This window comes from Sarcina sp. DSM 11001 (assembly GCF_900101015.1).
GTDB lineage: Bacteria > Bacillota > Clostridia > Lachnospirales > Lachnospiraceae > CAG-791.
In genome coordinates this window covers 133,132-148,029 of the sequence record NZ_FNFZ01000003.1, presented here as the reverse complement: position 1 = coordinate 148,029, position 14,898 = coordinate 133,132, and the positions used below count along the sequence as shown (strand labels likewise).

At 48.8% G+C, this 14,898-nt stretch carries 12 protein-coding genes; all 12 read left to right on the top strand.

From position 1 onward, the window contains the following. Window positions 1–608 precede the first annotated feature (608 nt). Window positions 609–1,859: a hypothetical protein gene (locus tag BLT02_RS02420; protein ID WP_092991269.1), complete on the top strand. Its 1,251-nt coding sequence runs from the start codon at window positions 609–611 to the stop codon at window positions 1,857–1,859. Window positions 1,860–2,069: 210 nt separating this feature from the next. Further along, a complete protein-coding gene (locus BLT02_RS02415; RefSeq protein ID WP_092991268.1) occupies window positions 2,070–3,263 on the top strand; it encodes a hypothetical protein in 1,194 nt (397 codons plus the stop codon). 644 nt (window positions 3,264–3,907) lie between these two features. Continuing rightward, window positions 3,908–4,372: an RNA polymerase sigma factor gene (locus BLT02_RS02410; RefSeq protein ID WP_092991267.1), complete on the top strand. Its 465-nt coding sequence runs from the start codon at window positions 3,908–3,910 to the stop codon at window positions 4,370–4,372. Continuing rightward, window positions 4,365–5,090, top strand: coding sequence for a hypothetical protein (locus tag BLT02_RS02405; RefSeq protein ID WP_092991266.1), 726 nt, complete (start codon window positions 4,365–4,367; stop codon window positions 5,088–5,090). Before BLT02_RS02410 ends, BLT02_RS02405 begins: the two co-directional genes overlap by 8 nt. Further along, on the top strand, window positions 5,081–5,779 hold the full coding sequence (locus tag BLT02_RS02400; protein WP_092991265.1) for an ABC transporter ATP-binding protein: 699 nt from the start codon (window positions 5,081–5,083) through the stop codon (window positions 5,777–5,779). Before BLT02_RS02405 ends, BLT02_RS02400 begins: the two co-directional genes overlap by 10 nt. 9 nt (window positions 5,780–5,788) lie before the next feature. Next, a complete protein-coding gene (locus tag BLT02_RS02395) occupies window positions 5,789–6,931 on the top strand; it encodes an efflux RND transporter permease subunit (RefSeq protein WP_092991264.1) in 1,143 nt (380 codons plus the stop codon). A gap of 317 nt (window positions 6,932–7,248) precedes the next feature. Beyond that, window positions 7,249–8,685: an AAA family ATPase gene (locus BLT02_RS02390; RefSeq protein ID WP_092991263.1), complete on the top strand. Its 1,437-nt coding sequence runs from the start codon at window positions 7,249–7,251 to the stop codon at window positions 8,683–8,685. Between the two features lie 195 nt (window positions 8,686–8,880). Continuing rightward, the gene (locus BLT02_RS02385; RefSeq protein ID WP_092991262.1) at window positions 8,881–9,351 is read left to right on the top strand and encodes a low molecular weight protein-tyrosine-phosphatase; all 471 of its coding nucleotides are present in this window, start codon (window positions 8,881–8,883) and stop codon (window positions 9,349–9,351) included. Window positions 9,352–9,617: 266 nt separating this feature from the next. Further along, window positions 9,618–10,325 carry a purine-nucleoside phosphorylase gene (gene deoD / locus BLT02_RS02380; protein WP_092991261.1) on the top strand — a complete coding sequence of 236 codons (708 nt, stop codon included), beginning with the start codon at window positions 9,618–9,620 and terminating at the stop codon, window positions 10,323–10,325. 69 nt (window positions 10,326–10,394) lie between these two features. Next, window positions 10,395–12,416, top strand: a complete 2,022-nt coding sequence (locus BLT02_RS02375; RefSeq protein ID WP_092991260.1) for a YgiQ family radical SAM protein — start codon at window positions 10,395–10,397, stop codon at window positions 12,414–12,416. Continuing rightward, entirely contained in the window at window positions 12,389–13,303 is a 915-nt protein-coding gene (locus tag BLT02_RS02370) for a CPBP family intramembrane glutamic endopeptidase (RefSeq protein ID WP_092991259.1), read from the top strand. The genes BLT02_RS02375 and BLT02_RS02370 overlap by 28 nt, the downstream gene beginning before the upstream one ends. Before the next feature lie 146 nt (window positions 13,304–13,449). Further along, window positions 13,450–14,835 carry a bifunctional folylpolyglutamate synthase/dihydrofolate synthase gene (locus BLT02_RS02365; protein ID WP_092991258.1) on the top strand — a complete coding sequence of 462 codons (1,386 nt, stop codon included), beginning with the start codon at window positions 13,450–13,452 and terminating at the stop codon, window positions 14,833–14,835. Window positions 14,836–14,898: the final 63 nt, after the last annotated feature.

The following is a 14,898-nucleotide window of genomic DNA, read 5'->3' as shown; positions in this document are numbered from 1 at the left end:
AGGAAGTGAGTTGTTTTGAGCAGAATTGGATTTGACAAGAAAATACACCCCTACAATAATAAAGAAAATACCAGCTGATTCGGTGTTTAGGCGGGACGGTTTTTGTGGGGCAAATCGGGGCAAATCGCGGCAAGCTATGGAATTTCTACTACGGTTTTACTACGTTTGAGAAAAGTAACCGCAAGATGTCGTATAAGCTGTGAATCTGGCTATGCAAGAAATATAACCAGATAGAGTGTTAAAGACAGTGACCGTTTGATACTTATTACAAATAATACCAGAAGTACAATCGGAATTTGTGAAAGGATGAATACATGTTTAAGCTATCCGTGGAAAGGCCAAAGAAGCAGAATACAATTAAAACGATTATACTTCTTTATTTCACCGTTATTTCAGTGCTTTTATTGACAGCATGCAGCAAGGGGGTTCCGTCAGAAACAGCTGTTTCTGTCGAACAGGAAACAGTAAAAGTCAAAATTAAAACTCCGCGCGATGTAGAATCAACAATTGCGCCCGGACGCCATTTCAAGGTCTCCGGGTCGCTGTCAGGCGAGATACCGGACGATGCAATCCTCAGGGTGACGCTTCTAGATGCAGCAGGGAAAGAGATGCGTTATGCTGCAGCTGATCAGAAAGGTACTGACCGCGTACTTCCGTCTGTCATTGGAGACGATATCACGGTATTTAACAAAGACACTGATTTTTCCGAGGTGGCATATACTGCCCCCGAACTGGTTGTTGCTGATAAAAATAACCCTTATAGGTCTGCACATGACGCGACAGTAAAATGTGTATATACCGATCATGATTTTTACGCTCTCATCGTATCAGCCACTGACCCGGAACATGGTCAGGCTGAAAAGGATGGATTCGAACTTGTTGATCACGAAGGAAGACCCTATGATGCCCTGTCTGAGGGGAAGTACCGGATTCAGGTGACTTTGTCTTCCCCGGATGGAAAAGAACTTGCTTCGACTTCCAGGAAAATCGAAATTGGACGAAAAGAGGGCACGATCGTCCATGAGATAACATCTGATACCGCAATCGAAAAAGGTGGTAAGGATCTGCTCATTTCATGGGTTTCCGAAGAAAACCTGACGATTCTCGATGATTTGCTTCCTGGTTTTTTTGGAACATTCTATCAGATGTCGTTCATGCCTATGTCCGTTTCATGTGAGACAGCTGAGTATCTTCCAGGCAAAATCCATATGCTCGTATACGGCAATATGGCCTCAAGTACGTCCAATGCACTTGAAGTCGCCAGGTACCTGCAGCTTGAACACAATGTAGAGAACCCTGATATTGTGAAATACTATTTATTCGACCTGGGAGAACCAGCCTTTGCAGGCAGGCAGGCCAAAATCATTGCGTTCGATGAGAACGAAAACATACGGATCTGCCGCATCGATCGTGTTAAGGAAAACACCTCAGACGGTGTGTTCTTAACAACTGAAGAACAGGTGTTGGACAGCGATACAGATCCTTCGGACGGCTGGGAGGCCACGGAGAGAGCCTTTGCGGTTGCCGGTGTTATGAAACCCTATCAGCTGCAGGATGATGAAATTGTGCCCGATGATGATATTTACAGCTATTACCGGCTTTTAAACGGAGCCGATTCATTGGTCTACACATTCACTCCTTCCGACGGTTCTGATCCTTTCAGTATGACGAAGGCCGTTGGGGTCACACGAATCGATGAACCGGACGGGGAATCGACCCCGGCGCTCTATGAATTTTATAATGTGTTCCCGGAAAATACGCTGATGGCGGGGAACTCTTATGATGTCACGATACAGGCATTCGACAAAAAAGGTGCGGAGATTAAGGGGGCAGTCTGCACATTCACACTTACCCCTTAAAAGCGTGCTGTTACGTTCCAAAAAGCAGTGCGGCATAGATTCTGTTTTTCATTACCTGCAGGACTGCCGGACATATCGATAATTTCTATTTGAACAAAATCGCTGCGCCACAGCCTTGGAATGCCATCGCCCAGCGATTTTGTTCAATCGGGATTTATCGAAACAGATTGGCTGTAAAGCTGACGATGATCGGGACTTATGGAGGAATATATGCCGGAGTTTTATGAACCGCATCTTGATTTTTCTGTGCCCGAGCACCAGAATGTCATGGGTGTGATACTCTCCCTAAACGATCCTGTGGACGGGGATATCCTCCGGTGGGCTGTGGAAGAGATGAGGGTGCGTATTCCGTACTTTTATGTCAAAGCTGCGTACCGAGGGGATGACCTGGTCACCGTGCCGAATGATCTATGCATGACAGTCCGGAACACATGGGAGCCGATCTGTCTTCATTCCGAAGTGTCCAACTACCACCTCGCGGCTTGGAAATACGAAGGACGCCGGTTAGCATTTGAGATTCACCACGCCCTAACCGATGCATCGGGAGTGCTGCCTTATGTCAAGAGTACAATGTTCCTGTATCTGTCAAAGGCAACCGGACAAACCTTCGATCCGGCCGGATTCCGCCTGCCGGGTGATATGATCCCGGAATCCGAAACAGGGAATCCGTTCAGCGAACTGGATATCGGCAGTGTGGAAGCCCCCCTGTATAAAAAGAAACCGATTCCCGATTTCTTTCGGCTGAGTGACGGAGTGGACAGCAGAAAAACGGTCTTTTATGTGAAGCTCTCCGAAAGACAGGTCATGCAATACTGCAGAGAATATGACGGCAGCCCGAATGTGCTGATATCCGTGCTGCTGGCAAAAGCAGCGAGGCGCTGGAATCCGGAAAGCGAAAAGACGATTACCGTTTCTGTATGCATCGATCACAAGGCGATGCTGGGAATTCGTCCCAATTACCGTATGTTTGTGGGTGAGGCCCTCCTGGACTTCCCGAAGGCACGGGATATGAAAGATATCGCCAAAGCATGTACAATCGCCCGCGGACAGCTGATGCTGCAGGCTCAACCGGAGAATTCACTCTGGGAAATCAAGAAGATGAAGCAGATGCTGGCATCTCCATCCCCGGATATCGCGCAGGCAAGTATCTGCATATCCTATGTAAACAGCAAAACCTTCGGGCCGCTGGACCCCTATATCGAAGAGCAGTATATCGTGACTTCCCTGTCGAAGATTACAGATATTCTTTGTGAGATCTCTTGTTTCAATCACAGTTTCTTTCTTGCATTCATGCAGCCTTATACTTCGGATAGATATTTCAGATGTTTTCTGGATGCGCTGGATTTGGCAGGAATCAGCTATGAGATTTCTGGCAGTGAACCATTGCGTATGTGCGGGATTTGAATTATTCGGGCTCCGTTACCCCGGAAAACCGAAGGTTAAACAATCAAATTCCAGTTGTTGAACTTCAACCCTTCAACCCGCCTGAAATAAAGTCCTATTTTTGGGACTCAAAAAACGGCAGTAGTAAAACCACCTCGGTTTTACTACGATTTGACTACTGTTGGCGTCCCCGATTTGCCTCAATTTGCCGGATTTTGCATTTTTGACCTGATTTCGTGACAGAATGAATCTCCGGTATGCCGGCAGGATATCGCGGTAAATCGCGGCATTTTGCGGCAAAACAGGTCTGTTAGAATGAACTAATTTTTATGGTTCGTATACTTTTCGTGTGCCACGGCAGGGCATTCCTTTTTGCCTGAGTGCCTTGTATTTACTGGACTCCCGGGGGATTCGGCGGTATAGTTGGGACACTTTTGGGACAATTGAAGATCGTGATATAGCTCAAAACAGCCGGTGCAGGCTCCTGATGAAGGAGCTTGCACCGGCTGTTTATAAATCCATTTATGAAAGAAGGAAGATTATTCCGATGTATGGATTGATCGAATCGATAACGAGAATGGGTAAGTGCTGTTTTATAAGCGCACAAACCAGGCTTTTTTCCGTTATACATTTATGAAAAGACTTAATAAAGAGGAGGGCATGCTGTGAATCTGGAAGATCAATATGATCGGATTTTCAAATATCTGTATTTTCATCTTCACGACAGGCATATGGCGGAAGATATGACACAGGAAGCCTTCCTTCGCTTTCTGGGGAGCAGGACCTACAGGGATGAAAACCGGCAATTACAGTATCTGTACACGATTGCGCGCAATCTCTGCAGTCAGCATTACAGGGATAAAACAATTACATACAGCCTGGATGAAAAAATGGATTTTCAGGAGACGGATGGGTTTGAAAACTCACTTATACAAAAAATGAGTCTGCAGAACGCCCTCCAGTCTCTTTCACCGGAAGAGAGGGAACTGCTGTTTCTCCGATACGTCAATGATGTTCCTGTACCTGTGATAAGCGGCTTGTATCAGATCTCAAGGTTCGCAGTGTACAGGAAACTGAAAAGTATTCTGAAAAAAGTCAGGGTCGAAATGGAGGCGGATCAGTATGAATGAAGAGAGACTTATTTTGCAGATCAGGGAGCTCTGCATTTCTCCCCGACCGGAGAAAAAAAGAGAATTTTTACAACATTTAAAAGAGCATGGGATGATGAACCGGCGCCTCCCGGTAATGAGCCATGGGGAATTCCTTGCAGGCCAGTTGTTTTATATCGGGAAATGGATCTGGATCTTGTCCGGATTCCTGCTGTTATTTATTACATGGGTGTGCTGCAGACATCCCGGGAATTATCCATTTGCATTGACACCGCTTCTTGCTCTCGGGATCCTTCTGGAAACAAGGAGGTCTTTTCGCTGGAGAATGGCAGAGCTCGAGCATGCTGCCAGGTTTTCCTTAAGAAGCGTGATACTTGCGAGAATGTTTCTGGTGGGAGCTGTAAATACGGGGGGACTTCTCATCGTTATTTTGATTATCCAGCCATTCTTTTCATATTCTCTGATCCGGGTATTTCTGTACATGATGGTGCCCTATTTGACCGCTTCGTGGTTAGGGGCGATTTATGAGAGAATACATCGTACTGAACAGGGGGTGGGCAGCATATTGATCTGTATTTTGTCCTCTTTCTTTTTTGCGGCTGCGCCTGTCTTTATCGGCCAATTGTATGAGGAGAGGCTGACAGTTTTTTGGGCAGCTGCATTTATCCTGACAGCGTGCAGCCTGGCAGGGAATCTCAGAGAGTGGACAAGTATCATGGAGGAAGCGGTATGGAATTAACAGCGGACAGGATTACGAGGCAGTATAAGAATAAGATCGCGGTAGACCGGATGTCATTTACTTTGACAAAGGGAGTGACAGGGCTACTTGGGGCAAACGGTGCAGGGAAGACAACATTGATGCGTATCCTGTGCGGTATTCTTGTCCCGGACAGCGGAACCGTCACCTGTGATGGAATGGGTGTGGAAACAGAAGAATACCGTGAGATGCTTGGATACCTTCCACAAGAGTTTGGTTACTATCCGGAGTTTTCAGGCAGAGACTTCCTCCTTTATATGTCAGCCGTAAAAGGCCTGCAGAAAACCGTTGCTCTGAAAAAAACAGGAGAACTGATCGAACTGGTGGGGCTGAAAGATGCTGCGCGGAAAAAGGTCCGCACCTATTCCGGGGGAATGAAGCAGAGGCTTGGAATCGCACAGGCGCTCTTGAATGATCCGCAGATACTTATTATGGATGAGCCTACTGCAGGTCTGGATCCGCAGGAACGGATCCGTTTCAGGAATCTGATAGCGGATATCGGGAAAGACAGGATCGTACTGCTTTCCACGCATATCGTATCCGATCTGGAACATATCGCTGACAGGCTGATGATCATGAAGGAAGGAAGGCTTCTCTGGCAAGGCGAATGGAATGCGGGTGCTGGAGATCTTGAGGAATTCTATATATCTAAGATTAGTGATAACCAGTGAGGGAGAATAATGCTGAGGACTATATATAGGTTTGAACTGAAGAAACTGTTCTGCTCCAGAGTCAATATAATAGCGCTTGCGGGATCGGTTCTCATGCTGATACTCCTTGCAGACTCCTCCATCGCTGAAGCCAGGCCGGTATCCAGGGAGGCCGCGGAGGAACTGAATGGCAGAGAGATTGACGGACAGTTGATTGATGAACTGAAACCGGCTCTCAAATATGTCAATGGAACGACTGTAATGGAAATAACAGGGGAATATGAAAAATATGTACCAGTCATGGATGTGCTCGACGTGATGATAACGTCAATCGATGAAGACATCGACCTTACCGAAATCCGGGAAAACGGGCTTTATGAGCGAAGAGAGCAGGAACTGGTTCAGCGGTTGGAAATACAGGGGCTTACAGAGAAGGATAAAGAATTCTGGATGAAACGGGAGACAATGGTTCAGAAACCGTTTGTTTACCGCTGTCACAGGGGCCCCGGAAACCTGCTGCGAGCCTTTCAGGCGCTGGGATTCTTCATCCTGCTTTTATCTGCTGTCGGACTATCCGGCTCTTATGCAAGAGAATCTGCGGACAGTATGAACCAGCTCCTTTTATGCAGCCGATATGGTAAAAAAGAATTATATTATATTAAACTTGCAGCCGGATTCACTTGGAGCATAACGGCTGCATTGATAGTATTTTTGTCTGTAATGATCCCATATTTCAGCATTTACGGCTTAGAGGGAACAGGGGAAATGCTCCAGCTGGTGAAACCAATGTCCATGCTTCCCTGTACGATCGGTCATATGCTGGTCGTCTATTTCGGCATCTATTTGCTTGCCGCTGTTCTGTTTGCTGCAGTGACAATGCTGCTTTCTGTAATTACGCAGAATCAACTGGCAACAATCTGCGGATTAATGGGATATCTCCTGATCGATCTGTTTGTGGAGTTCCCGGATCGATACAGCTTATTACAAAAGATATGGCTTCTCAGGCCGAATGCGATCCTGATGAATTCAGGGTTTTCCAATTACCGGCTGATTTATCTGGCAGGCAGACTGTTCCTGAATTATCAGGCAGCACCTGTCTTATATGCCATAATCGTGATAGCGGCGCTGTTGATTGGCCAACGGAAATATAAAAGGCTGCAGGTCGGGAATTGATTATTGGTTTTCAATATCTTTTGCGATTTCAGGGTTTTCAGCCCTGAGATGGTTTTTGTAATCGGTCCAGGCCGCCATATTTCTCACCCCTTTCTGGCAATACAGTAGTCACGTTCGACTTTTGCTGCTCATGGACTGCGTTCGACAGAACTTTAGGAGGTAAGAACAAAGTCTGTCCAAATCTCGACTAAAAGTCTTGTTTTAGACAGACATGTTTGATGCGGAAGACTATGCCGCATTGCAAATACCTGTCTAAAAGTATAAAATAATAGGAGATTTAGACAGAAGTTTATGCTTGAGTGGGAAGGCAGGTCGGTATGAGCATTGGAAATATAATAGGAAGAAGCGAAGAAATCACAAGGCTGGACCGGTGTATGGAAGCTATATCGGCTCAGTTGATTATTATATATGGCAGACGAAGAGTGGGGAAAACCTATCTTATCAATGAGTACTTTAACAATGAATTTGCTTTTAAACTGACCGGAGCTTATAAAAAAACAAAAGCTTTTCAGCTTGAGAGTTTTGCAGACGAGTTGAAGCAAAAATCGAGGAAAACACAGCCTGTGCCATCAGACTGGCGTGATGCGTTCAGACAGCTGAGAGAATATCTGGAGACTCTGCCTGAGAAGGAAAAACAGGTTGTCTTTATTGATGAAATGCCGTGGCTTGATACTCCTCAGTCAGATTTTCTTCCGCTGTTTGAATGGTTTTGGAATGACTGGGCGTCCACGCACAATAACCTTGTATTCATAGTTTGCGGATCGGCCACATCGTGGATGACAGACAATATATCAGGCAATAAAGGCGGGCTGTTTAATCGGCAGTCATGCAGGATATATCTGGAACCGTTCACATTGCGTGAAACAGAAGATTTCCTTGGCTTCAAAGGTATTACATGGTCGCGTTATGAGATAGCAGAGTGTTATATGATAATGGGAGGAATCCCATACTATCTGAATCTTCTGGACAAAGCTATGTCATATACGCAGAATATAGATAATCTTTTCTTTAAAAAGAGGGGAGAACTGTGGGACGAATTCGGGCATTTGTATGCAACTCTATTCTCAAACAGTGACAGTCATATAAAAATAGTTGAGGCATTAAGTACAAAAAAGGGAGGCCTTACGAGAAATGAACTCCTACAGAAGACGGGTTTGCCTGCAAACGGAAATTTTTCGAAAATGATCAGCAATCTTGAGTCTTCCGGCTTTATAAGGGTGTCTAATTTCTATGGCAAAAAGAAGAAAGATGCCCTTTATCAGCTGTCTGACTATTACACGGCGTTTTATTACCGCTATATAAAGAATAACTACGGCAAAGACGAACATTACTGGAGCAATGCAATTGACAACCCGGCTCGAAGGTCATGGACAGGTTTAACCTTTGAACAGCTCTGTAAAGATCATATCCCGCAAATTAAGAAAAAACTCGGTATATCCGGAGTGCTTTCGGAAGAATCAATATGGTATACACATGGAGATGAAGAACTGGGAGTTCCGGGTGCGCAGATCGACTTACTCATAGAACGCAGGGACAGGGTTATTAATGTATGTGAGATGAAGTTCTCGATAAATGAGTACGTAATAGACAAGGATTACGACATGGTTTTAAGAAACAAGCTTGACGCTTTCAGAAGAATGACAAATTGCAAAAAATCTTTACAGACAACTATGATAACGACATATGGAGTGAAACGGGGCAAATACAGTGGAATTATCAACAGTCAGATTACACTGGAGGATTTGTTTCAATAAGTAAACCAATAAGATGACGAAGTATCCGACTTTTCAAAATCGGGACAGATTTTGGGACACTTCACTGAAAAAATATAAGAATTTATGAGATGATACGAGAAGAAATTCGAAGACGGTATGAGAAGCGTAATCTCTGAGATCCGCATAAACACTGGATTTGAGAAGTTTTGAGAAGATACAAGAGGTTATAAAAAGGTGATAAAAATACTATTCGTCTGCCACGGCAACATCTGTCGTTCGCCGATGGCTGAATTTGTAATGAAAGATCTTGTTAAAAAGGCCGGTCTGTCGGATCAGTTTAAGATTGCGTCGGCGGCGACGAGTTCAGAGGAAATCTGGAACGGGATGGGGAATCCTGTTTACCGTCCGGCGGCGAAGAAGCTAGCCGAACATGGCCTTTCCTGTGCGGGGAAAAGGGCGCAGCAGCTGGACAGGTCGGATTATAAGATGTACGATCTGCTGATTGGTATGGACAGCGCCAATATCCGGAACATGCACAGGATGTGCGGCGGGGATCCTCAGGGTAAGATTAGAAAGCTCCTCGACTATACGGAACGCGGCGGGGATGTCGCGGACCCCTGGTACACGCGGGATTACGAGACGGCCTGGCAGGACATTCTGGAGGGGTGTACGGCGCTGTTGGAAGAGCTGCGGAAAACCCTGTAATAAAGGTCATCGGTTGTAAAAAAGGCTGCCGTTTGCGGACAAAGCCACAGCCTGTGAATTTGCGGTTCAGCGTACAATACAGTACGGTGGCGTATTTGTATTGCAAAGATAAGGGTAAAGACCGGGGCAAAACGCAGCGCGAGAAAAAATGAGGTAGTAAATGATGGACACAGGAATCAGAACGGGCCGGATTATGGTATCATGATAACAACAGGAAAACAGAGAGCAGCAATAGGGCAACAGTTTTTTCAAAGGAGGAAAAAAGTATGTCTACACCCCATAATGCAGCAAATTCTGGAGATATCGCTCAGACTGTTCTTCTTCCGGGAGATCCGCTCCGGGCAAAAGTGATTTCGGAGAGATTTCTGAAGGATGCGGTTCAGTTCAATTCAGTGCGCAACATGTATGGATTCACAGGCACGTATGAAGGCAAAAGGGTCTCTGTTATGGGGACAGGCATGGGTATGCCTTCGATGGGAATCTATGCCTCTGAGCTGGTCAAATTTTACGATGTGAAAAACCTGATCCGCATTGGTTCGTGCGGGGCGATCACGGACAAGACCAGGATTGGTTCGATCGTCATGGCACAGGGAGCCTGTACGGATTCCAATTTCGCCCATCAGTATGATCTTCCCGGAACCTATTCCGCGATCGCGTCTTATGACCTGCTCAGCAAAGCAGTGGAGTCTGCCCGCTCGAGAAAATTTGATTTCGAAGTGGGCAATATTGTATCCACGGATATTTTCTATAATGAAACAGAGGAATGGAAGAAGTGGGCGAAGATGGGCTGCCTGGCGAATGAAATGGAGAGCTATGCTCTTTACTGCATCGCGGCGAGAGCGGGAGTAAATGCCCTGGCCCTCTTTACAGTTTCCGATTCCCTTGTCACGGGAGAGGCCACGAGTGCAGCGGAGCGCGAAAATAATTTCACCGGAATGATGCAGATCGCGCTGGACGTGGCGGCTTCTCTGTAATATGGGACAATGCTCTGCAGCCAGAAAGAATCACCAGAATAAAAGCTTAAACGGACAGAGAGGAACGGGATGGCGGAAGGTTTTTTGCCTGTCAGCAGGCGGGAATTGAAAGAGAGCGGGATCGGGCAGCCCGATTTCGTGTATGTGTGCGGAGATGCCTATGTGGATCATCCCAGCTTCGGGGCCGCGATCATCTCCCGTGTCCTGCAGTCCCGGGGTTATACGGTGGCTATGCTGTGCCAGCCGGACTGGCGCGACCCTTCCAGTATTGAGGAATTCGGGGAGCCCCGTCTCGGCTTTCTGGTGTCGTCCGGAAACATGGATTCCATGGTCAATCATTATACGGTGAACAAAAAACACCGCAGCAGGGATGCCTTCAGTCCCGGGGGAGTGATGGGAAAACGGCCGGACAATGCGGTCGTGGTCTACGGGAACCTGATCCGCAGGACCTTTAAAAAGACACCTGTCATCCTCGGAGGGCTGGAGGCCAGCCTGCGGCGGCTGTCCCATTATGATTACTGGTCGGACAAGGTACGCCGGTCGATCCTTCTGGATGCGGGCGCGGACCTGATCTCTTATGGGATGGGAGAGCGCAGTATCGTGGAGATCGCGGACGCGCTGGCTTCCGGTTTGGATGTGCGGGATCTGACCTTTATCGACGGGACGGTGTACAAGACCCGCCGGGAGGAGGATATTTACGATGCGATCCGCCTCCCGGACCATGAGGAGGTTTGTGAGCCCTCCTCTGCGGGCAAAAGGGCTTATGCGGAGAGCTTTGCCCTCCAGCATGCCAATACGGATCCCTTTCAGGCAAAGCGCCTGTACGAGGCTTACGGGGGAAGGACTTTTGTTGTACAGAATCCTCCCTCGAAGCCTCTTTCCATGCAGGAGATGGACGATGTCTATGCCCTGCCCTATATGCGCACGTGGCACCCTGTGTACGACAGGGCGGGCGGTGTGCCGGCGCTGGGGGAGATCCGCTACAGCCTGACCTCCAACCGGGGCTGCTACGGGGACTGTAATTTCTGCGCTTTGACCTTTCATGAGGGCAGGATCGTCCAGGTCCGCAGCCACGAATCGATCCTGCGGGAGGCGGAGCAGATGATCCGCGAACCGGATTTCAAGGGAAATATTTACGACGTGGGAGGTCCCACAGCGGAGTTCCGGGCTCCTGCCTGCAGGAAGCAGCTGACTCAGGGTGCCTGTAAAAACCGGCGCTGCCTTTTCCCTGAACCCTGTCCGAACCTGGAGGTCGACCACCGCGACTATCTCTCCCTGCTCAGAAAGCTCCGGGCCCTGCCCGGTGTCAAAAAAGTCTTTGTCCGGTCAGGATTCCGTTTCGACTATCTCCTGGCGGACAAGGACAGGACTTTTTTGCGTGAACTCTGTAAATATCATATCAGCGGCCAGCTCCGGGTAGCGCCGGAGCATATCTCCGACAACGTTCTGGTCAGAATGGGAAAGCCCGGCAACAAGGTCTACCGCGAATTTGTCCGTCTCTTTGAGCAGATGAACAAAAAGTCCGGCAAAGACCAGTATATCGTCCCCTATCTCATGTCCTCCCATCCGGGAAGCACCCTGAAGGATGCCATTGCGCTGGCCGAATATATCCGGGAACTGGGCTACATGCCTGAACAGGTCCAGGATTTCTATCCGACGCCCGGGACGGTCTCCACCTGTATGTACTACACGGGGCTCGATCCCCTGACCGGCTCCCCGGCAGGAGCCGGCGCAGAATACAGGGAAGGGACAGCTGGCAATGAACAGAGAAAAACTGCAGCAGGGACAAAGAAGACAGGAGCCGGCATGAAGCCGGTCTATGTCCCCAGGGACCCGCATGAAAAAGCCATGCAGCGCGCCCTCATCCAGTACAGGGATCCGGCGAACTACGAGCTGGTCAAAGAAGCCCTTCTGAGGGAGGGGAGACAGGACCTGATCGGCTTTGGGGAAAAGTGCCTGATCCCTCCCAGGAAAATAGAAAAGGCTGCGAAGCCGATGGCGGCGCGTGGAAGAACGAGGGTCCCGCCGGGAAATAATGAAAAGACAGGAAAGGAAACACGTAAATGGAAACATTCAAAGAAAAAGTATTGAGGCCTTCCAGGCGGTGGACGGACATACTGCCGGTTGCCGTGATTCTGGCCTTTGTGATTTTCGCGATAGGGTCGATACCTATAGGATTTCTGAGCACAGTGATTCCGGTCGAGCAGGTACTCGGCGCTTTTGCGGGAGACGGGGACACGGGGGCTTTCCTCTGGATGTACCTGGAATTTGCCGGAATCTGGATCACGTTTTTTCTCTTTATCAGCCTGTTTAAAAACAACAGGCCCATGTGGAAGTGTCTGGGATTCAGCAAAACAGGAAATACTCTGTTTAAGACTGCAGCAGGGCTGCTGCTGGGGTTCGAATTGAATGCCTTCTGCGTCCTGATGTCCTGGCTGATGGGAGATATCAAACTTTCTTTTAATGCGTTTGATCCAAAACTGTTTTTTGCCTTTCTTTTTGTGGTCTGCGTCCAGTCCGGAGCAGAGGAGATCATGGATCGCTGCTATCTGTATCAGAAGCTGCGCAGACGATATCGTCATCCTGCTGTTGCGGTCATTGGAAACGCGGTCTTGTTTGGCGCCTTGCATCTGACTAATCCCGGAGTAACCCCGGTAGCGATCGTGCAGATCATTGTGATCGGTATTATGTTTTCTCTTTTTGTCTATTATTACGACGCACTCTGGATACCGATCATGATCCATACGGGGTGGAATTTTACCCAGAACATCATCTTCGGGCTGCCCAACAGCGGGATCGTATCCAAATATTCCCTCTTTAAACTCGATGCTGCATCTGCCAGGAACGGCCTGTTTTATAATACGGGATTCGGCGTGGAAGGCAGTGTCGGAGCAACCTGCCTGATCATTCTTGTCACGGTCATCCTGCTTGTGATCAACCGGGGAAAACCGGAGAGACGTGACCTGTGGGAGACGTGAAGCCGCCTCGGGAAAAGTCAGCGGGAGGGCGGTAACGATATTACCCTTTCGGGAAGCCTGATAAAACAAAGTCCTGACAAAGTAAAAGTTTACTAATATATACTGTATAGACCGGACCCGGGGACGGGGTCCCGCGGAGAATGCGAATGACGATCAAAGAGGCACTTGATTATCTTAATACATATGGCTGGAGTCAGTGGAAGCTGGGGCTGTCCCGGACCAGGGAGCTGCTGGAGCGCCTGGGCGATCCGCAGAAAGACCTGCGTTTTGTCCATGTGGCCGGCAGCAACGGCAAGGGGAGTACCTGCGCGATGATCGAGCGCATCCTCCGGGAGGCCGGGTATACGACAGGCTTTTATCCCTCTCCCTATATTGAGGATTTCCGGGAGCGGATCAGGTACTGCGGGGAATATATCGAAGAGGAAGCCCTGTGCCGGATCACGGAGCAGGTGGCGAAGATCGCCGACTCCATGGAGGAACACCCGACTCATTTCGAGCTGATCACGGCGATCGGAATGGAGTATTTCAGGCAGAAAAAGTGTGATATTGTCGTCCTGGAGGTCGGTCTCGGCGGCACCTTTGATTCTACAAATATCATAGATGCCCCTGAGGCGGCGGTCATTACCAACATTGGCCTGGAGCATACCGAATACCTGGGAAACACCCTTGCGGAGATCGCCGGTAATAAGTGCGGGATCATAAAAAAGGGCTCCGATGTGGTCTGTTATGAGAATGTACCAGAGGTCATGGAGGTCGTCCGCAGCACCTGCGCCCAAGAGGGCTGCCCCCTCACGATTGCCCGGTTCGGCAGGATCCGTCTTCTGGAGCAACGCCTGGAGGGACAGACTTTTCAGTGGCTTCCGGACGGTCAATCAGGCGGTCTTTCAGAGAATCCCGAGGCAGCTCCTCTATCCGGATCTTTCCGCCTTGCCCTGATCGGAGAGTATCAGCTGCATAATGCGGCTGTCGCGCTGACGACGATCGAGGTTCTCAGAAAGCGGGGCTATGAGATCCCCCGGGAGGCGGTCCGACGAGGGCTGGAAAAGGTGGAGTGGCCGGCGAGGTTTGAAGTGCTCTCCCCAAAGCCCCTCTTTATCCTGGATGGCGGACATAACCCCCAGTGCGCGGAGGCTCTGACGGAATCGATCCGGCAGTATCTTCCCGGCCGCAGGGTCGTTTTTCTGATGGGGATGTTGGCGGACAAGGATTACGGGCGGGTCATTGACATTGTCGCTCCTTTTGCAGAAAAATTTGTCTGTCTGACGCCGGACAGCCCCCGTGCGCTCCCTGCCCGGCAGCTGGCGGGAGAACTCCACGGCAGAGGCTTTGAAGCAGTGCCCTGCGCGACAGTGGAGGAAGGGATCCTGACCGCGCTCGCAAAAGCGGAAGAGCTCTCCACAGACGCAGGGCAGGAACCTGCTGTGATCGCCTTCGGTTCCCTCTATATGGCAGGTGCCGTACGCGGGACTTTTTTTCGAATTGTAAAGGACCGGGAAGTGGCAAAGAATCGTGAGACTGCAAAAGGACTGTGAAACTGTAAAAGAACCGTGAAACAATAGAAGAACTGTGCGGCTGTAAATAATCGTTAAACTGTA